Source organism: Zobellella aerophila (genome assembly GCF_039539325.1).
Lineage (GTDB): Bacteria > Pseudomonadota > Gammaproteobacteria > Enterobacterales > Aeromonadaceae > Oceanimonas > Oceanimonas aerophila.
Map to the genome: position 1 here is coordinate 83,634 of NZ_BAABCX010000005.1, position 19,018 is coordinate 102,651.

15 protein-coding genes are annotated in these 19,018 nt (G+C 64.5%); 6 read left to right on the top strand and 9 right to left on the bottom strand.

The features are described 5' to 3' along the window. Positions 1-59 precede the first annotated feature (59 nt). The 5 genes from ABD806_RS15245 to ABD806_RS15265 all read left to right on the top strand — a co-directional run bounded on the left by ABD806_RS15245 (position 60) and on the right by ABD806_RS15265 (position 5,811). The gene (locus tag ABD806_RS15245; protein WP_344959568.1) at positions 60-479 is read left to right on the top strand and encodes an arsenate reductase/protein-tyrosine-phosphatase family protein; all 420 of its coding nucleotides are present in this window, start codon (positions 60-62) and stop codon (positions 477-479) included. A gap of 124 nt (positions 480-603) precedes the next feature. Further along, positions 604-1,104 (top strand): phosphatase domain-containing putative toxin, encoded by a 501-nt coding sequence (locus tag ABD806_RS15250; protein WP_344959570.1) that lies wholly within the window; start codon positions 604-606, stop codon positions 1,102-1,104. 229 nt (positions 1,105-1,333) lie between these two features. Continuing rightward, positions 1,334-2,491 carry an efflux RND transporter periplasmic adaptor subunit gene (locus ABD806_RS15255; RefSeq protein ID WP_344959572.1) on the top strand — a complete coding sequence of 386 codons (1,158 nt, stop codon included), beginning with the start codon at positions 1,334-1,336 and terminating at the stop codon, positions 2,489-2,491. Next, the gene (locus tag ABD806_RS15260) at positions 2,488-4,431 is read left to right on the top strand and encodes a MacB family efflux pump subunit (protein WP_344959573.1); all 1,944 of its coding nucleotides are present in this window, start codon (positions 2,488-2,490) and stop codon (positions 4,429-4,431) included. The genes ABD806_RS15255 and ABD806_RS15260 overlap by 4 nt, the downstream gene beginning before the upstream one ends. A 3-nt stretch (positions 4,432-4,434) precedes the next feature. Further along, positions 4,435-5,811 carry an efflux transporter outer membrane subunit gene (locus tag ABD806_RS15265; RefSeq protein WP_344959575.1) on the top strand — a complete coding sequence of 459 codons (1,377 nt, stop codon included), beginning with the start codon at positions 4,435-4,437 and terminating at the stop codon, positions 5,809-5,811. Here ABD806_RS15265 and ABD806_RS15270 read toward each other — a convergent pair. Then, positions 5,808-7,241: an aminotransferase-like domain-containing protein gene (locus ABD806_RS15270; RefSeq protein ID WP_344959577.1), complete on the bottom strand. Its 1,434-nt coding sequence runs from the start codon at positions 7,239-7,241 to the stop codon at positions 5,808-5,810. The two genes, ABD806_RS15265 and ABD806_RS15270, sit on opposite strands and share 4 nt — an antisense overlap. 114 nt (positions 7,242-7,355) lie before the next feature. On the opposite strand from ABD806_RS15270, the gene ABD806_RS15275 reads away from it, so the two are divergent. Continuing rightward, the gene (locus ABD806_RS15275) at positions 7,356-8,234 is read left to right on the top strand and encodes a DMT family transporter (RefSeq protein WP_344959580.1); all 879 of its coding nucleotides are present in this window, start codon (positions 7,356-7,358) and stop codon (positions 8,232-8,234) included. On the opposite strand, the gene ABD806_RS15280 is transcribed toward ABD806_RS15275, so the two are convergent. The 8 genes from ABD806_RS15280 to ABD806_RS15315 all read right to left on the bottom strand — a co-directional run bounded on the left by ABD806_RS15280 (position 8,225) and on the right by ABD806_RS15315 (position 18,993). Continuing rightward, entirely contained in the window at positions 8,225-9,574 is a 1,350-nt protein-coding gene (locus ABD806_RS15280; RefSeq protein WP_344959582.1) for an MmgE/PrpD family protein, read from the bottom strand. The genes ABD806_RS15275 and ABD806_RS15280 overlap by 10 nt on opposite strands. 48 nt (positions 9,575-9,622) lie before the next feature. Next, positions 9,623-10,456: a nitrilase-related carbon-nitrogen hydrolase gene (locus tag ABD806_RS15285; RefSeq protein ID WP_344959584.1), complete on the bottom strand. Its 834-nt coding sequence runs from the start codon at positions 10,454-10,456 to the stop codon at positions 9,623-9,625. A gap of 53 nt (positions 10,457-10,509) precedes the next feature. After that, positions 10,510-11,397 (bottom strand): glycine betaine ABC transporter substrate-binding protein, encoded by an 888-nt coding sequence (locus tag ABD806_RS15290; RefSeq protein ID WP_344959585.1) that lies wholly within the window; start codon positions 11,395-11,397, stop codon positions 10,510-10,512. A 39-nt stretch (positions 11,398-11,436) separates the two neighbouring features. Further along, the gene (locus tag ABD806_RS15295; RefSeq protein ID WP_344959587.1) at positions 11,437-12,177 is read right to left on the bottom strand and encodes an ABC transporter permease; all 741 of its coding nucleotides are present in this window, start codon (positions 12,175-12,177) and stop codon (positions 11,437-11,439) included. Continuing rightward, on the bottom strand, positions 12,174-13,367 hold the full coding sequence (locus ABD806_RS15300) for an ABC transporter ATP-binding protein (RefSeq protein WP_344959589.1): 1,194 nt from the start codon (positions 13,365-13,367) through the stop codon (positions 12,174-12,176). Before ABD806_RS15300 ends, ABD806_RS15295 begins: the two co-directional genes overlap by 4 nt. Before the next feature lie 41 nt (positions 13,368-13,408). Next, a complete protein-coding gene (locus tag ABD806_RS15305; protein ID WP_425583149.1) occupies positions 13,409-14,062 on the bottom strand; it encodes an ABC transporter permease in 654 nt (217 codons plus the stop codon). Positions 14,063-14,290: 228 nt separating this feature from the next. Then, positions 14,291-17,344, bottom strand: coding sequence for a D-2-hydroxyglutarate dehydrogenase YdiJ (gene ydiJ, locus ABD806_RS15310; protein WP_344959591.1), 3,054 nt, complete (start codon positions 17,342-17,344; stop codon positions 14,291-14,293). Positions 17,345-17,352: 8 nt separating this feature from the next. Beyond that, complete coding sequence (locus ABD806_RS15315; protein WP_344959593.1) at positions 17,353-18,993, bottom strand: amidohydrolase family protein; 1,641 nt, start codon at positions 18,991-18,993, stop codon at positions 17,353-17,355. Between the last annotated feature and the right edge of the window lie 25 nt (positions 18,994-19,018).

Here is a 19,018-nt window from a genome sequence, read left to right on the forward strand (position 1 = left end):
TTTGACTTATGCCTCCTCGCGGATAGGATAGGCCCATCATCCTGGATAGCCGTAACTCCATGTCCGTGACTCGCGTTTTGTTCGTCTGCAACAGCAATGCCGGCTGCTCCCCCATGGCGGAAGCCCTGCTCAGACACCTGGCCGGCGACCGCATCGAGGCCGGCAGTGCCGGCCTCAGACCCGTCGACATCAAGCCCGCGGTCTTGTCCGCCCTGGAAAAACTGGGCGTATCGACCCAAGGACTGTACAGCAAGGGACTGGAGCAGGTAGCCGATCGGTACTTCGATCTGGTGATAAGCCTGGGCAGCCGGGTTCACCAGGCGGCAAGCGCCATTCCCGCCGCCCGCCATATCACCTGGAACTTCGACGAACCCGGGGACGAAGACGATGCCCGGCTCACCCGCACCCTCCACGAGATATATGAACGTATCAAGCTGCTGGTGCTGATCCAGGATCGCCAGCAGAAAAGCCTGTGGTAGCCCGGACCTGCATTCCTGCGCCGCGCTGGCTACAGTTTAAGGAACACCAGCGGCCGGACCGGCCTGGACTTCCTTCTGATGGGTCCCGGCACTGGTTTGTCGCCCACCATAGCAAGGAGTGACCATGAGCTCAGCAAACACCCACCCGGTCTGGTATATCAACACCCCTCAGCCGGGCCGCCTGGCCCTGACCCCCTGCCCCGGCACCAAGACCCTGTCGCTGACCGACAGCCTGACCCAGCTGCACGATAACGGTGCCGGTGCCGTCATCAGCCTGACCACGGAAGCGGAGCTGGCAGAAAAAGACCTGGCCCAACTGCCCGAGCTGGTCACCGCCCTGGGGATGCGCTGGCTGCACCTGCCCATCTATGACGAAGAAGTCCCCGATGTGGTCTGCGAAGCAAAATGGCAGGCCAACAAGACCGCCATGCTGACCTTGCTGGCCCACGGCAAGGACGTGGTCATCCACTGCATGGGGGGGTCGGGCCGTACCGGCCTTATTGCCTACCATATGCTGCGTGCCCTGGGGGTAGACTCGCAACAGGCCCTGGAGCAGATCAAGGCGGTGCGGCCGAGCGCCTTCACCCTGCCCGCCCACATCGACTACATCAAGGGACTGGGCTAACGGACGGGCACCATATCCGCTTCTAGCACCAGGGACGGCCTGCTGTGGCAGGCCGTCATCCCACAGCTCATGCGGTCTTATCGACGGCTCCTTTATCCAAACCGCACTTTGTGAGACGTTGACACACTTCAGCGACAATTAAGGGATTAGATATCATTAGGTTATGATAGCTATTCGAGCCCTTATATCCGGTTTCCCCACTATGAATCTGTTTTGGATGGCCTGAACAATGAAACGCACACACCGCCTTTGGCTGGGGCTAGGGCTGATCCTGGTGCTGGGCACAGGATATTACTTCTACTTCTCCGACCGCCTGCTTGGTGATGATCGGCAGCAGGAAGTGGTCAGCGTACCGGTGCAAAAGGGTGAACTGGTGGACCAGGTCACCGCCACCGGCATACTACAGCCCAGCGGCTATGTGGATGTGGGCGCCCAGGTGTCGGGCCAGTTGACCGTCATCCATGTGGAAGTGGGCGACCGGGTGCGCCAGGGTGAACTGCTGGCTGAAATCGACCCCACCATCTACCTCGCCCAGGTGGACGCCAGCCGGGCCCAGCTGCGCAACCAGCAGGCCCAGCTGAAGGACCGTCAGGCGCAGCTGGTGCTGGCGCGCATCCAGCACCGCCGCCAGGCCAGCCTGATGGCGGAAAACGCCACGTCCCGGGAAAACCTGCAGACCGCCGAGGCCGGCCTGCACTCCGCCGAGGCCCAGGTGGACGCGCTCAAGGCCCAGATCAGCCAGACCGAATCCAGCCTGCGCGCCGACGAGGCCAACCTGGAATATGCCCGCATCTATGCCCCCATGGACGGCACAGTAGTCAGCATCAGCGCCCGCCAGGGGCAGACCCTGAACGCCAGTCAGCAGGCCCCCACCCTGATGCAGGTCGCCGATCTGGCGACCATGACGGTGCAGGCCAAGGTGTCCGAAGCCGACGTGGGCAAGCTCACCCCCGGCATGAAGGTCTATTTCACCACCCTGGGCGATCCCCGGCGCCGCTGGTACAGCAGCCTGCGCAAGATAGAGCCGACCCCGGTGGTGGAAAACAACGTGGTGCTGTACAACGCCCTGTTCGATATCGCCAACGAACAGGGCCGGTTGATGTCGCAGATGACGACCCAGGTGTTCTTTGTGCGGGCCGAGGCCGAAGATGCCCTGCTGGTGCCCATGTCGGCGCTGACCTTTCCGGACCGCCAGGATCGCGGCCAGGCCCGGGTCGGGGTGCTGAAGGCCGACGGCAGCATAGAAGAGCGCCAGATCAAGGTAGGCGTCAACAACCGCATCCAGGCCGAGATACTCGAAGGCTTGGCGGAAGGCGAGCAGGTCATCCTTAACGTCAGCCCCGGCGGCGAACCCGCCAGAAGCGGCGGTATGAGATTCAGGTTATGAACACTCGGGTCGACCCGCTGATCCAGCTCAGCGGCATCAGCAAGCAGTACGGCACCGGTGAGCTGGCCACCCGGGTGCTGCACGACATCAATATCCGTATCAACCGGGGGGAGTTTGTCGCCATCGTCGGCAGCTCGGGCTCGGGCAAATCCACCCTGATGCACATCCTCGGCTGCCTGGATAAACCCAGCGACGGCAGCTACCGGCTGATGGGCCGGGACGTGTCCAGTCTGGACGGCGACCAGCTGGCCGAGCTCAGGCGCGATACCTTCGGCTTCGTGTTTCAGAGCTATAACCTGCTGCCCGGCATCAGCGCCCGGGAAAACGTCGAAGTGCCAGCGGTGTATTCCGGCCTGTCCCGTCCCGAACGCCGGGAAAGGGCCGAGCTGCTGCTCACCCGCCTGGGCCTGGCCGAGCGGCTGGACTACCCCCCCAACCAGCTGTCCGGCGGCCAGCAGCAGCGGGTGTCCATCGCCCGCGCGCTGATGAACGGTGGTGATATCATCCTCGCGGACGAACCCACCGGCGCCCTGGACAGCAAAAGCGGCGCCGATGTCATGGCGTTGCTCACCGACCTGGCCTGCCAGGGCCATACGGTGATCGTCATCACCCACGACCCCAAGGTGGCGGCCCAGGCCGATCGGCTGATCGAGCTGAGCGACGGGCACATCATCAAAGATCCCGGGCCCGGCAATGCCGATCATGCCGTCGACCGGATCATCCATCCGACCAGGCACAACCCGGCGCTGGCCGAGCTGCTGGAAGCCATCGGCACCGCCTTCCGCTCCCTGCGCAGCAACCTGTTCCGTGCCGCCTTGACCCTGCTGGGCATCGTCATCGGGGTCGCCTCGGTGATCAGCATGCTGGCCGTCGGCAACGGCTCCCAACAACAGGTGGTGCAGAGCATCAGCGCCATGGGCAGCAACCTGTTGCTGGTACGCCCGGGCGCCCCCAGTGCCGGCCACTGGAACCGGCGCGCCACCTCCACCCTGGTGGCGGCGGATATGCTGGCGGTCAGGGAGCTGGGTGACGTGACCACGGCGGTGCCCGAGATCGGCGGCACCGCCACCCTGCGCTTCGGCAACCTGGATCACAGCCCGGAAATCACCGCCACCTCGGCGGATTTCCCCCTGGCCCGCCAGTGGCCCCTGGCCCGGGGCACCTTTTTTAATGAGGAAGACGAGCAGAGCTACGCCACGGTCGCGGTGCTCGGCCAGTCCGTGGCCGAGGCCCTGTTCCCGGACAGGGATCCCCTGGGCCAGTACGTGCTGGCCAACAATATCCTGTTCCAGGTGATCGGAGTGATGAGCCCGAAAGGCGCCTCCCCCTGGGGCCAGGATCAGGATGATGTGGTGTTTATTCCCTATACCACAGGCGGCCTGCGGCTGTTCGGCCAGCAGTTCCTGCGCAGCATTACCGTGTCGGTGGCAGATGTTTCCCGCATCGATCAGGCGGAGCAGGATATCCACCGGCTGCTGCTGGCCCGCCATGGGGTGGAGGACTTCCAGATCCGCAACATGGCGTCGATCATCGACACCGTCTCGGCCACCACCCGCACCTTTACCTGGCTGTTGGGCTCAATCGCCGCCATTTCGCTGCTGGTGGGCGGCATAGGGGTGATGAATATCATGCTGGTGAGCGTTACCGAACGCACCCGGGAAATTGGCATCCGCATGGCCACCGGCGCCCACCGCCGCCATATCATGCAGCAATTCCTGATCGAGGCGCTGGTGGTGTCGGCCCTGGGAGGGCTGATCGGCGTGGCCCTGGGGCTGGGCACCGCCGCCGTACTCGATGCCTTCGGCATTCCCGTGTATTTCTCGCTGTCCCCCGTGCTGCTGGCCTTCGGCTGCGCCTTCGTCACCGGCCTGGTGTTCGGCTGGCTGCCGGCGCGCAAGGCGGCACGCCTGGACCCCGTTATCGCCCTGGCTTCGGAATAACCGATGATATATCCCCGCCGCCGCCTCACCCTCCTCCTGTCGCTGGCGCTGGTGGGCTGTGCCCAGTCGCCGGCCATCGACCGTCCTCAGCTGCCGTTGGCCGGCCAGTGGAACCAGTCCGCCGCCGCCACCACAGGACTGGATACCCGCTGGTGGAGGGGATTCGACTCCCCCGTCCTCGAGCGGCTGATAGACGAAGGCCTGAGCCAGGGTCCGGATATGCTGATCGCCGTCGAGCGGGTGCGTCAGGCGGAAGCCCGGCTGCAGAGCGCCGGTGCCTCCCTGTTCCCCACCCTGAACCTGAACGGCGGCAGCGGCCGGGCCTGGTCGGAAAACGCGGCGGGTAACAGCGGCACCAGCAACAATACCAGCGCCAGCCTGGGCATCAGCTATGAACTGGATCTATGGGGCCGGCTGCGGGCCGGTCGCGACGCCGCCGAGGCCGGCCTGGCCGTCAGCCGGTTTGATATGGAAAGCGCCCGCCTGACCCTGGCGACCGGTATCGCCGGGGCCTGGTTCCAACTGCTGACGCTCAATCAACGGCTGGCCATCGCCGAACAGAACCTGGCCCTGGCCAACACCAACCTGGCCATAGTCCAGGCCAAATACCGCTACGGCGCCGCCGCCCTGGCCGATGTGCAGCGCCAGCGCACCGCCGTGCTCACCCAGCAGGCGAGCCTGCCGCCACTGGCCGAGCAAGGCAACCAGACCCGCACCGCGCTGGCCATACTGCTGGGCCGAACACCCCAGGGAGTCAGCCTGGCCGAAGAATCGCTGCAGCAACTGGCCATCCCGGTGGTGGATGCCGGCCTGCCCGCCGGGCTGCTCAGCCGGCGACCGGATCTGGCCAGTGCCGAAGCCGGCCTGGCCGCCGCCGATGCCGATGTCGCCGCCGCCAAAGCGGCGCTATTACCCGGCATACAGCTGACCGGTGCCGGCGGCCTGGCAAGCTCCGCCCTGCTGTCGCTGGCCGACCCTAGCCGGAGCCTGAACCTGGCGGCAGCCCTGTCCCAAACCCTGTTCGATGGCGGTCAACGGCAGAGCCAGGTCCGGCTCACCGAATCCCGGCGGCGGGAGCTGGTGGAAGGCTATCGCAAGGCGATCCTCAGCGCCCTCAAGGAAGTGGAAGACGCGCTCGGCAATGTGGCACTCCATGCCGTCCAGGAGCAAAACCAGCGGCAGATAGTGGCCTATGCCCGGGAAACCCTGCGCCTGACCGAACTTCGCTACCGGGAAGGCGCCGATGAGCTGCTGTCGTTAATCGATGCCCAGCGCACCCTGTTTGCCGCCGAGGATCAGCTGGCCGTCATCCGCCAGAGCCGGCTGAATGCCAGCCTGGATCTGTTCAAGAGCCTGGGAGGGGGCTGGCGGCTGCCTTAGGGTGCCCCGCTAACCCCTTCTTCCAGCGCCAACGCCAGAGCTCGCCACACCCGCTCATCCTGACAGTGGGCGATATTGAAGCGGGCGTAACTGTCGGCATCGGGCTGGGAGCTGAAATGCCGGCCCGGGGCCAGCAGTACATCCCGCTCCGCGGCGATGCGGCTCAGCCGCTCGGCACTCTGGCCGGCGGGCAATCTCAGCCAGCACAGGAAGCCGCCGGCCGGCTTGTGCCAAGGCGTCAGCCCCAACGACGCCAGCCGCTCCAGCACGGGGTAACGCGCTTCGTCCAGACGTCGGCGCAGCTGCTCCACATGGCGGCGATAGCGGCCCCCGGTCAGCAGCCGGTAGATGATGCTTTCGGTCGACGGCGAGGTGGACATGCCGGTGATCAGCTTGATATCGGTCATATCGGCAATCAGTGCCGGATTGCCAGCCAGGAAACCCACCCGAAAATCCGCCGACAGCGTCTTGGACAGGCTGCCCAGGTACAGCACCCTGTCGAAACCGGCCAGGCTGGCGTAACGCAGGCTCTGCTGGGTATCGAAATCGGCGTAAATATCGTCTTCCAGCAACCAGCAATGATGCTCCGCCAGGGTACTCAAGACCTTGTGGGCCCGGCTGCGGCTGACACTGGCACCGACCGGATTGCACAACACCGAATTGGTGATGTAGAGGGTCGGCTTATGCTGCTCCAGGGCCAGCCTGAGCGCCGCCAGATCGGGTCCCTCCAGCTGCCTCGGTACCGCCACCGGCACGGCGCCCGCCAGCCGTAGCACCGCCATAAAATTATAGAAACCCGGATCGTCCACCAGCACCCGGTCACCGGGGCGCACCAGGGCGCGCAAGGCCAGATCCAGGCCGTGGGTGGCGCTGGCGGCCATCAGGATCTGCGAAGGGGCGGCCTGAATATTGAGCTGCTCCAGGCGCAGGGACAGCTGCTGGCGCAGGGCCGGATGGCCCTGCGCCGAGCCGTATTCGGTGAGCGGCGCCGGCTGCCGGGCCAGATCCCGCAGGGCGGCACGAATATCCTCATCGCCCAGCCAGTCGGCGGGCAGGCAACCGCTGCCGGGCTTGAGCTTGAAGCGCTCCGTGTCCATCACCCGCCGCATCAGCGCCACCTCCTTGGCCAGGGCGCTGCTGGAGGCATCGACTTCCAGCACCAGCTGCCGGGTTTGCGGGCTGCGCGCCACATAGACGCCGCTGCCCTGACGGCTGACCACCAAACCGGCGGCCACCAGCCGCTCGTAGGCATCCGCCACCGTAAACCGGCTCACCTCCAGCTGCTGGGCCAGCAGGCGAATGGAAGGCAGCCGGCAGCCCGGTGCCCAGCGCCCCTCGCCGATGGCCTGGGTGGCATGGCGCACCAGCTGCTCGACAAACGGCAGGGCGGCGGCTTTATCGAAGCGCCAGTCGATGGCGTGAACTGTCATGGTGAAGCTACCTATACACTTGGGTCAATTGCGGACTAATTGTCCTGATTGTCTGGTGATCAAGAGGGTAACCTGATCTCCGACCGATAGGCAAACACCGCGAAGGAGCCCCATATGAAAATTATTACCTCCGACCCTCATCAACCCCTGGCCGGCATGCTGTGGGGTGCTTCCGGGGTGCTGTTGTTTGCCGCCGGCCTGCCCGCCACCCGTATCGCCGTACTGGAAATGCCCTCCTTATTCGTCGGCGCCGGCCGGGCCTGGCTGGGCGCCGTGCTGGCCCTGATCCTGCTGCTGTTCACCCGCCAGCGCCTGCCCAGCCCGCGGCAGTGGCTCAGGTTGGCGCTGGTCGCCACCGGCGTGGTGTTCGGCTATCCCATCCTCTCGTCCATCGCCCTGGAAAGCGTCTCCGCCACCCATGGGGTGCTGGTTACCGCCCTACTGCCCCTGTGCACCGCGCTGTTCGGCGCCTTCCTGAACCAGCACTGGCCCAAGGCCGGTTTCTGGCTGTGCGCCCTGACGGGCTCGGCGCTGGTGCTGTTTTATGCCGGCCAGCAGGCGCAAGGCCACTGGCAGCAGGCGGATCTGCTGCTGCTGCTGGCTTCGGTGCTCTGTGGCATCGGCTATGCGGAAGGTGCCCGGCTGACCAGGGAGCTGGGCAGTTGGCAGGTGATCTGCTGGGCCCTGGTGCTGTCCCTGCCGCTGCTGACCCCCCTGACCTGGTACAGCCGTCCCGTGCTGGCCGACACCAGCCCAGCGGGCTGGCTCAGCATGCTGTATCTGGGCAGTTGCAGCATGTTCCTGGGGTTTTTCTGCTGGTACAGGGGGCTGGCGCTCGGCGGTGTGACCCAGGTCAGCCAGGTACAGCTGCTGCAGCCGTTCGGCGCGCTCTGGCTGGCCGCCCTGTTGCTGGGCGAGAGCCTGTCCGCCCAGGCCATCTGGATCTGCCTGGCGGTGGTGGCCTGCGTCGCCCTGGGCCGGCGCTACGCCTGAGTCCGGGAAGACCCGGTTACGGAAGTGCTCAACAGTGCAATATATTCGGACAAGGCACCGGCATCCATGGCGGGCAGCTCCCGCACCCGCTGCTTGAGCCGTCGGCCGATGTCGTCCGGGAGCAGGCCCTGGGTCAGGGTATCGAACTTGTCCTCCAGCTCCGCCTGGACGAGCGGGTTTTCCGGGTTGCCCCGGGCGATCGCCGGCTCGGAAACCAGCTCCTCGCCGTTGTTGAGGATAATGCGGGCATGGGCCCAGCGTTCCGCCGGAAACAGCGCGTTGTAGCGGGCTTCCTCATGGCAGATCACCCTGGCGCTCAACGACTGGCGGGCCGGGTGGTAGAGACCTTGCTCCGTTTCCGCTATCGCCTGGGGCCTGATGGTGTCGTCCATCAGGGCGGCGGCCACCGAAAACGGCAGGCTGTACTGGGCCTGCTCGGTGGTGCCGGGTTGCACCGTATGCAGGCGGGTACCTTCATGAAAAGTATGGATATGGATTTCACGGATCTGGCCGAGGTCGGCGCCCAGCCGGGGCCGCAGCTGGCGGACCGCCTCCACCGCCGGCTGCGCCCAGCGGCATACCGGGTAGGCTTTAAAATATTGCTCGAGGATATACCAGCGTTGACCCAGGTCGTTCCAGATAGGCGCAACCTCGGCTGCAGCCAATGTCACCGCCGGTGCCCCGGTGAAGCCCGCACCGGCCAGCAGCGCGCTGCTGATCCCGGCCAGCGCACCCCAGCCGGAGCCGTCCTTGACCATGGTCGGATGATCGATGCAGCGCATCATCTGGCTGCGGGGGCCATAAAACTCGGCCGCGCCCAGGGCCTCCTGGGTCTGCTGCCGGTCGAGCTTGTGCAGCCGGGCAACAACCGCCGCCACCCCGATCCCGTTCCAGGCCCCCGAGGTGTGGTAATCGGCGGCGGTGGCATGGAGCGCGATGCCGGCCCGGGTGGCAATCTCATAGCCCATCACCAGCGTGGTCAGGAATTCCCGCCCGTCCAGCTCTCGGCCATGGGCCGCCGCCAACAGGGCGGGCAGTATGGCCACCCCCACATGGCCCTTGGTCAGCACCTGACCATCATGGGCATCGACACTGTCGATCAGCATGCCGCCAAACAGGGCGGCACCGCAGGCACTGGCGGTGCGTGCGCTGAACAGCAGGGGCACCTCCCCGGGGAACTGCTCACACACGAAGCGCTCCATGATCTTGCCGAGCCTGGTGGTATGGCCGGCCACCGCCACCCCGGTCAGATCGAACAAACAGGCCACCGCCTGCCATACCACCCGCTCGGGCAACGCCTCGAATTTCAGGTCGTGTATAAAATCAACAACTTGCTGCATTGTTATTTCCTTATAACGGCAGGGGTCAAACGCTGGCCGGGGTATCCCTCAGCCCGGCAATAGCTTGCGGATCAGCGGCGTATCCCCATCGCGGATGGCGGGGTGGTCGAAGCGCGCCTGGGCGATGGCCTCCAAGGACAGCTCGGCGCTGATCAGGCATTCCCTGTCTTCGGCCACCGCCAGCTCCTCGCCCCTGGGGCCGAGGATACGGCTGCCGCCCCAGAAGCGGGCATCCAGCTCGGGACCGTAACGGTTGGCCATCAGCACAGGGGTGCCGTAAATCATGGCGTAAAAGGTGACATTGGTGAGCCAGTTGCGCTCGTTGGAAAAGGCATCGCTGACGATGGCCGAGGCGGAATTGACCGGACTCAGCAGCAACTCGGGCCGGCGCAGCATGGCGCAGTGCACCAGCGCCGGGTTCCACATATCGGCACAGATCAGGGTGGCGGCGCGCCAGCCGGCCTTGCTCTCGACCAGGGGAATGTCATCGCCCCGATGGAACCATTTTCCTTCTTCCAGGCCGCCATAGGTCGGCAGGTTGAGCTTGCGATGCACGCCCGCCACCCTGCCGCCTTGCAGGTAGGCGGCGGCATTGTAGTACTCGCCCGGACCGGCCTGTTCGACGAAGCCGACCACCACCAGCATCTCCGGCGCCTGCCGGGCCAGGGCCAGCAGCCGGGGATCATCGGGCGCCATGGCCGCCGCCGGGGTATTGCGGCCCAGCTGGTAGCCGGTCAAGGACAGTTCGGGAAACAGCAACAGCTCGGCACCCAGGTTGCGGGCCTGTTCGATATAGTCGGCATGAACCCCGAGGTTGGCCTCTATATCCAGCAGGGTGGCGTTAATCTGCGCAACGGCGACCTTCAAGGACGCAGCATTCATATCTATGCTCCTGATTAAGCCGGGGAGCGGCTCCTCGGCTTCTTGTTCATTTATCAGATCAAGTTTCTTTCTTTCAGAAACGCCTCGGCCACCGCCTCTATGGCCACCCGCTCCACGTCTACCCTGGCATTCAGGGCCGCCATCACCTGATCATCCAGCTGGGCAGACAGCAGATTCAGCTGCTCGGCCAGTTCGGGGTTGGCGGTCAGGGTTTCCTGGCGTACCACGGGCGTCAGGGCGTAGGCCGGGAAATAATGGCGGTCATCCTCCAGCACCACGAAGTCGAAGGCGGGGATGCGGCCGTCGGTGGCAAACACCAGGGCCACATCCACCTGGCCTTCCTTCAGGGCCACATAGGTCAGGCCGGTGTCCATGCGTTTCACATTCTTCCGGGCGAACTTGAAGCCGTACTCGGCCTGCAGCGGCTTGAGTCCATCGGGCCTGGCGTACCATTCGGCATTGACCGCCAGGTTCAGCTTGTCGCCCTTGTTGACCGCCGCCGCCAGATCGGACAGGCTCTTGATGCCTCTCTGCTCGGCGTCATCCCGGCGCATCGCCAGGGCATAGGTATTATTGGCCTTGGAGGGGTTCAACCAGACCAAGCCGACCTTGCCGTCCAACTCCTTGACCCTGGCGTAGGTGTCTGCCGGGCCTAGGCGCTCGCTCACCTTGTTAAAGGTGATCAGGCCGGTCCCGGTATATTCCCAGTACAGGTCCACCTGGCCGTTCAGCTGGGCCGAGCGCAGCACTGAGCTGCCCATGCCGGCCCGCGCTTCTACCTCATAACCCTTGGCCTCAAGGTATTGGGAGGTAATGGCCGTCATCAGCTGCTGTTCGGTAAAGTTTTTACCGCCCACCACCAGCTGATCGGCCAGGGCCGAGGTGGCCGACAATCCCAGGGCAAGGGCACCCAACAACAATGTACGCAGATCCTTCAACATGACGATTCCTCTCTATCCTTAGTCCAGTTTCCAATGTCGTTACGCCGTACGCAGACGCAACGGATTTACACCTTTGGGTACACACACGAAGGCCAGGGCCGCCATCCCCATATCCACCAGTATCGCCAGCAGCGAGGTGGGGATGGCCCCGGCCAGCATCATCACCGGCTCATTCAGATCGATGCCGGTGAAAATGAGTTCTCCCAGGCCGCCGCCGCCGATCAAAAAGGCCAGCGGCACCGTGCCCACATTGATCGCCAGGGCGGTGCGCACCCCGGCAAAGATCACGTAGAGGGCGTTGGGCAATTCCACCTTGAGCAGCATCTGCCCGGGCGTCATGCCGATGCCGGCGGCCGCTTCTTTCAGGTAGGGCGGCACCTCAAGCAGGCCCGTATAGGTATTGCGCACTATCGGCAGCAGGGTGGCGATGGTCAGGCCGAACACCGCCGGCACGGTGCCGATACCGAGGAAACTCATCGACAGGGCCAGCACCGCCAGGGTGGGGATGGTGGTGCCCACGTTGAGCAGCTGTATGATGCCCTCGGCCCGGCCCCGCATCCGGGGCCGGCTCAGCCATACCCCCAAGGGGATAGCGATGGCGATGGCGATGGCGCCGGAGATCAGGGTCAGCCCGATATGCTGCCGGGTCAGGTAGAGGATATCGTCCCGGTAATAGAGCAACTCATCGATAAATCCCCGCCCTTCCGACAACACCCCCAGGAAGAACATGGCCACCAGCAGCAGGACCAGCAGGGTTCGCATCACAGGCCATTTACTCATAAGCAGCTCCGCAGATCGTGAATTTCGCCCCGGGGAGACGCATCGCCCTCGCCGCGCCCCGTGCTGATATTCTTGGGCCTGTAGGTGGCCCCCAGATAATGGGTCACCCCTCGCTGGGTGACGTCTCCCACATAAACGCCGTGCTCATCCACACAGGGCAGCCAGGTGGTGTCGTGGGTAAACATCAGGGAGGCCACCTTACGCAAGTCATCCTGCACCGACGCGGTCGCCTTCAGGCCCACATAGTGTTCGCCGCAATAGCCCTTGATCGTGCTGGCCACGCCCTTGGGTACATAACCTATGGGCTGCCCGGCGTCGTTGACCATGATGATGGCGTCCGAGTAGCCATGCTCTTCCATCAGCCGGAGGGCGCTTTGCAGCGAGTCCTTGGGGCTGACCTTGGGGGTGTTGGCAATCAATACCTGCTCGGCCTTCACCAGCCTCAGGCGCTTCAAGGCCCTGTCGTCGCCGACGAAGCTCTCGACGAAATCATCTTTAGGGTGGGCCAGCAGATCGTCCGGAGTGTCGTACTGCACCAGCTTGCCGCCCTTGAAGATGGCGATGCGGTTGGCCATCTTCACCGCCTCATCGATGTCATGGCTGACGAACATGATGGTCTTGTTGAGCTCCTGCTGCATCTTCAGGAACTCATCCTGGATCACTTCCCGGTTGATGGGATCGATGGCGCCGAAGGGCTCGTCCATCAGCATCACGGGCGGATCCGCCGCCAGGGCCCGGGCCACGCCCACCCGCTGCTGCTGGCCGCCGGACAGCTCGCCCGGATAGCGCCGGAGGAAGACCCCCGGCTCCAGGGCCACCATCTCCAGCAGCTCCTTGGCCCTGCGTTTGTAAGCCGCGGGCTCCCAGCCCAGCAGCTTGGGCACCACGGCGATGTTTTCCTCTATGGTCATATTGGGGAACAGGCCGATTTGCTGGATCACATAGCCGATGTTGCGGCGCAGGCTGACCGTATCCATCCCCGTGGTGTCTTCCCCGTTGATGAATACCCGCCCCGAGGTGGGCTTGATGATGCGGTTGATCATCTTGAGGGTCGTGGTCTTGCCACAACCGGAAGGACCCAGCAGCACGCATATCTCGCCTGCCGGCACCTCCATGCTGATATGGTCGGCGGCGGTAACGGCACCGTTCTGGGTCTCGAAAATCTTGGTTAGGTTGTCAATCTTGATCATGCTGTTATCTCTTCCTCAGACAACGAATGGCCGGCCCGGCATCAGGCCCGGCTCAATCCTTTGGGGGTTAGCTTCTTCTGCGCCCAGAGCAGCAGGTAATCGGCAATGATGGCGAGCACGCTGACCGCGACGGCGCCGACGATCAACTGCCGATGATCACTCTGGGAAATACCACGGCTGATAAAGGTGCCCAGCCCGCCGGCCCCGATATAGGCGGCAATCGCCATCACCCCGATATTCATCACCACGGCGGTGCGCACACCGGCCATGATCACCGGGATGGCCAGGGGGATCTCGACCATCCGCAAGCGCTGTAGCGGACTCATACCCACACCCCGGGCCGCCTCGCGCAACGCCGGACTGACGTTGTTGATGGCGGTATAGGTATTGCGGATGATCGGCAGCTGGGAGTAGAGCAGCACGGCGATCACCGCCGGCAGGTAACCTATGCCCTGGCCGAAGATCGACAGGAAGGGGATCATGATGCCGAACAGGGCGATAGAGGGGATGGTGATGATGATGGAGGCGGTATACAGCACCGCGCTCGCCACCTTCTCATTCTGGGTAATGGCGATACCTATGGGCACGCCGGTGAGGATCGCCAGGCCCACCGCCACCGCCACCAGGGAGAGGTGCTCCAGGGTCAGGCTCAACACCTGCCCCCAGTTGCCCATGAAAAACTGTAAAACGTCCAAAGCCACCTCCTGAGTCTCTTGCTGGCATATCCATACCGACAGGCTAAGGGCTGCCCGCAGGCAGCGATTAACATTGAGTTAACAGCACTATAACCACTCAACCCCGGGTTAAAGCGTAAGAATCCGACAAATTAACCAAAAAAAACGACCACACCACCTGTTCCTGGCAACCACACACAAAAAAAAAGCAGCCCATTTCAGGGCCGCTTGGTTTTACCAGTCATGGGCTCAGGCCGCTTCCAACCTGGCCAGCAACAGCTGCAGCGGGTGGGGGATGGCCTCCCCCTCGTAGCGCTTGACCTGGCTGCGGCAGGAATAGCCGGTGGCCACCAGCTTCCCCCTGTGGGCCGGTTCCTGGACTACCCGGGACCAGCTCAATTCGTAGATCTGCCGGGAGGTCTCCTGGTTCGCCCGCTCATGGCCATAGGTGCCGGCCATGCCGCAGCAGCCCAGGCTCTGGGGGCTGAGGGTCAGGCCGAAGGCCGCAAAGATGGCCTGCCAGTCACGGATGGCCGCGGCGGCGGCAGTTTTCTCGGTGCAGTGCGGCAGCAACAGGAACTCTTCGGGTGCCAGGCGAATATCCAGCCCCTTGAGGTGTTCGAGCCGCCCCGCCAGCCATTCCTGCAGCAACAGCACCTCCGGTACCTTGCCTTCTCCCAGGGTCTTGGGGTACTCGTGGCGGTAACTCAGGGTCATGGAGGGATCTATCCCCACCAGCGGCACGCCGGCATCGGCAATGGCCCGCAGCATGGCGTTGGTCTTGCCCGCGGTCTGCTCAAAGGCGGCCAGGAAACCATGCACATGCAGGGGCTTGCCGTTGGGCCGGAAGGGAGCCAGCAAGGGTTTGAAACCCAGACGCTGCAGCAGCGCCAGCAGATCCAGCACCAGCCGGGTCTCGAAGTACGAGGTAAAGGCATCCTGCACCAGCACCAGGGTATGCTCCCGCTCGGCCGGGCTCAAGGCGGCCAGCCGCTGGGGGGTGGCCCAGTCGATGCCCAGCTCCGGCAGGGCCTTGTCCAGCCGTTCGCGGCTGAGCCGGGGGCTGTCCACCAGGCCTATCTTGTGCCACAGCCCCTTGAGTGCCGGCTGGCCCACCAGCCAGTTATAGGACGCCGGCCACCTGGCCAGCCAGGGCACTATATATTCCAGGGAGCCCACCAGATAATGGCTCAAGGGCCTCAGGTAACGGCCGAAATAAAGCGCCATGAAGCGGGCGCGCAGATCGGGGATATCCACCTTGATCGGGCACTGGGACACGCAGGACTTGCAGGCCAGGCAGCCGGCCATGGCGTCGTGAACCTCATGGGAAAAGTCGGCCTCGCCCCGCCTCTTGCCGAGGCTGTTGCGCAGCCTCGGCAGGAGGCCGGCTACGAAGCCCGGGCGTCCCTTGCCCTCGGCCAGCGGATCCACGCCCTGGGCGGCGAGCAGCCTGAGCCATTCCCGGGTCAGGGTGGCCCGCCCCTTGGGGGAATGCAACCGCTGCCGGGTCGCCTTCCAGGAAGGACACATCGCGTCGTCGGGGTCGAAATTGTAGCAGGCGCCATTGCCGTTACAGCTCATGGCGCCCTGGTATTCGCCGCGCACCGCGATCGGCACCTGGCGATCGAACTGACCCCGGGTGGGCACCCCGTCAATCTTGAGCAGTTCGGCATCCCTGCCTGCCGGGGTGGCGATCTTGCCCGGATTCAACTGGTTATAGGGATCGAACAGCGCCTTGATTTGCTGCAGCACCGGGTACAGGGGACCGAAGAAGGCCGGCGCATATTCGGAACGCACGCCCTTGCCATGCTCCCCCCACAACAGCCCCCGGTACTTGCGGGTCAGCTCCACCACCTGGTCGGTCACGGCCCGGATCAGGGGCTCTTGTTGCGGGTCTTTCATGTCGATGGCCGGGCGCACATGCAGCACCCCCGCATCCACATGGCCGAACATGCCATATTCCAGGCCGTGGCTGTCCAGTACCTGGCGAAACTCCCGGATAAAGTCGGCCAGGTGCTCGGGCGGCACTGCGGTGTCCTCGACGAAGGGAATCGGCCTCTTCTCTCCCTTGGCGTTGCCGAGCAGCCCCACTGCCCGCTTGCGCATCCCCCAGATTTTATTGATTTCGGCCTCGCCGCAGGCCAGGGTATGGCCGAATCCCTTGCCTTCGGTGCCGGCCTGCTGTTGCAGATGCCGGGTCAGGGCCGCCACCTTCCGCTCAACCTCGGCCAGGCTGTCTCCGGTGTATTCCACCAGGTTGATGCCGCGGATCTCCGGCTCCCCGTCTCGCCGGGGAAAATAGTCGCGCACCGAATCCCAGACGATGTCGGCCATGGCCAGTTGCAGTACCCTGGAGTCGACCGTTTCGATGGAGCTGGGCTGCCAGGCCATCAGCGCCTGGGCATCCCGCAGCGCATCGTCGAAGCTGGCGTACTTGATATTGACCAGGGCCGAATGCTTGGGCAGGGGCAGCACATTGAGCTTGGCCTCGACGATAAAGCCGAGGCTGCCCTCAGAGCCGCACAGCAGGGAATTGAGGTCGAAGCGACCGCTGTCATCGCGGATATGGGCGAGATCGTAGCCGGTGAGGCAGCGGTTGAGCCGGGGGAAGCGAGCTTCGATAAGCGCCTGGTGTTGCCGCTGCAAGGCATCCACCTCACGGTGGATGCGCCCGGCCAGATCGTCCCGTCGCTGGTGCCGCGCCAGGGTCTCGTCATCCAGCGGGGCCGAATGCCAGAGGCTGCCGTCCAGCAGCACTGTGCTGAGTTCCAGCACATGATCCCGGGTCTTGCCGTAGCGCACCGAACCCTGGCCGCTGGCATCGGTGTTGATCATGCCGCCTATGGTCGCCCTGTTGCTGGTAGACAGCTCGGGGGCGAAGAACAGCCCATGGGCCGCCAGCGCCTTGTTGAGCTGATCCTTGACCACCCCGGCCTCCACCCGGGCCCAGCCCTGCTGCGGGTTGATCTCGAGGATGCGGTTCATGTGCCTGGACAGATCGACCACTATACCGTCACTCAGGGACTGGCCGTTGGTGCCGGTGCCGCCGCCCCGGGGGCTGAGCACGATTTGGCGGAACTCGTCCCGACCCGCCAGCCGGGTGAGCAGGCACAGATCTTCCTTGTGGCGCGGGTAGAGCACCGCCTGGGGCAGCAGCTGATAGATGGAGTTGTCCGTGGCCTGGGCCAGGCGGTTGCCGTAATCGGTATTGATCTCCCCTGCGAAGCCGTCGGCTTCCAGGGCGTTCAGGAAGGCGAGATAGCATTCCTGGGTGACGGAGCTGGGGGTAAGGGCGGGTATCATGGTCGTCTTCATTCCTTTGTGTAAACGCTCGGGGTCAAGGGGGGGAAATCGTAGAGCCGCTGGGGGTTGTCCACCAGTATCCGGCGCAGCAGGGCCGGCTCGGGCACCCAGTCATGCAGCAGGTTGAGCAGATCGCCATCGTTGGGCATATCCCGCTCCAGGCCGGTATGGGGCCAGTCCGAGGCCCACAGGACCCGCTCCGGCGCCGCCGCCACTATGGCCCGGGCGAAGGGGGCCACGTCCGCATAGGGGTAGCCCTCGGCGCTGATGCGCTCGGCGCCGGACAGTTTGATCCAGGCCTTGCCGTCCCGGGCCAGGGCCAACAGCTCCTGAAACCCGGGGGCGGAAACCCCGAAATGGGTCGGCATATGCCCCATATGATCGATCACCAGCTCGACCGGCAGACTGCCCAGGGACTGGTAAAGATCGGAAAACTCGGAGACATCGATCAGCATCTGCAGGTGCCAGCCCAGGGGGGCGATCCTGGCGGCCAGCTTGCGCACATCGGACACTTCCACACCGCTCTTGAACAACAGGTTGATCCGTACCCCCCGCACACCCAGCTCATGCATGGCCTGCAACTCGGCGTCGGGCGTATCGGGATCGATCACCACCACCCCCCTGACGTCTCCTCCGCCCTTGCTCAAGACCTCCAGTACCATGCGGTTATCCGTGCCGTAGACGCTGGGCTGCACCACCACGGCACGGGAAACCCCGAGGGCCGCCATGGTCTTGCGGTAATCGACCAGGGAGGCCGGCGCCGGGGTATAGGATCGGTGGGCCGTCAGGGGATAACGGCGACCGGGCCCGAACACATGCATATGACAGTCGCAGGCGCCCTCCGGCACCGTGAAATTCACCGCCCTGGGCCGCTTGTCGGGAGGCAGGCAAAGGGGGGCATAGGTTTCGCCCAGGGCACTCATGCGGGTACGCTCCCAGCCTTGCAGACCCCTCAGGCCCAGCCGCTCGGCGGTGTTGAGGATATGCCGCCAGGTCGCCCGCTTCGCCAAATCGGGATCGCCCGAGGCAATGGCGTCCAGGATCTCCCGCCGCTCCGCCACTATGATCAGGGCGTCCCGGGCAAACCTGGCCTGGCCCGCCTTGACCCGGCCGATGGCTTCAAACACATGTCCGGCGAGAAACATGATGAAGTTGTCAAAATACTCGTTGCCACTGGCATCGGCCAGGGCCCGGCTAAAGGACAGCTCCCCCTGCAGCTGGCTGTGGTGACCGACCGCCGCCCGCTCCAGTTCGGCGACCGCCTCGGCCAGCTGCGCCAGCTGCGCCCGGGAACGCCGCCTGGCCGCCATGCCCGCCGCCGCCACCTCCAGCTCCAGCCTCAGCTCCAGCAGTTTGCGCAGCTTGGTCAGGTTGACCAGCTCCTCCGCATTAATCTTAAAGCCCTGCTGGCGGCCAGCGGCGACCACGAAGGCCCCCACCCCCTGGCGGGTTTCGACGAATCCTTCGGACTTCAGCCGGGCGATGGCCTCGCGCACCACATTGCGGCTGACGCCGAAGGCCTGGGTCAGTTGCTGCTCGGTGGGCAGCTTGTCCCCCACCCCGATGTTGCCGTCACGGATTTCCCGTTCCAGCTGGTCGGCCACCTCGGCCGACAGCTGGCGCGGCTTGGACAGATTGGTCAGGTTCATCTCGTTCTCTCAGCGTGCCAAGCAC

Coding starts and splice junctions, on each gene's coding strand:
- ABD806_RS15245 (WP_344959568.1), top strand. CDS start 60: ATGTCCGTGACTCGCGTTTTGTTCGTCTGCAACAGCAATGCCGGCTGC.
- ABD806_RS15250 (WP_344959570.1), top strand. CDS start 604: ATGAGCTCAGCAAACACCCACCCGGTCTGGTATATCAACACCCCTCAG.
- ABD806_RS15255 (WP_344959572.1), top strand. CDS start 1,334: ATGAAACGCACACACCGCCTTTGGCTGGGGCTAGGGCTGATCCTGGTG.
- ABD806_RS15260 (WP_344959573.1), top strand. CDS start 2,488: ATGAACACTCGGGTCGACCCGCTGATCCAGCTCAGCGGCATCAGCAAG.
- ABD806_RS15265 (WP_344959575.1), top strand. CDS start 4,435: ATGATATATCCCCGCCGCCGCCTCACCCTCCTCCTGTCGCTGGCGCTG.
- ABD806_RS15270 (WP_344959577.1), bottom strand. CDS start 7,241: ATGACAGTTCACGCCATCGACTGGCGCTTCGATAAAGCCGCCGCCCTG.
- ABD806_RS15275 (WP_344959580.1), top strand. CDS start 7,356: ATGAAAATTATTACCTCCGACCCTCATCAACCCCTGGCCGGCATGCTG.
- ABD806_RS15280 (WP_344959582.1), bottom strand. CDS start 9,574: ATGCAGCAAGTTGTTGATTTTATACACGACCTGAAATTCGAGGCGTTG.
- ABD806_RS15285 (WP_344959584.1), bottom strand. CDS start 10,456: ATGAATGCTGCGTCCTTGAAGGTCGCCGTTGCGCAGATTAACGCCACC.
- ABD806_RS15290 (WP_344959585.1), bottom strand. CDS start 11,397: ATGTTGAAGGATCTGCGTACATTGTTGTTGGGTGCCCTTGCCCTGGGA.
- ABD806_RS15295 (WP_344959587.1), bottom strand. CDS start 12,177: ATGAGTAAATGGCCTGTGATGCGAACCCTGCTGGTCCTGCTGCTGGTG.
- ABD806_RS15300 (WP_344959589.1), bottom strand. CDS start 13,367: ATGATCAAGATTGACAACCTAACCAAGATTTTCGAGACCCAGAACGGT.
- ydiJ (WP_344959591.1), bottom strand. CDS start 17,344: ATGATACCCGCCCTTACCCCCAGCTCCGTCACCCAGGAATGCTATCTC.
- ABD806_RS15315 (WP_344959593.1), bottom strand. CDS start 18,993: ATGAACCTGACCAATCTGTCCAAGCCGCGCCAGCTGTCGGCCGAGGTG.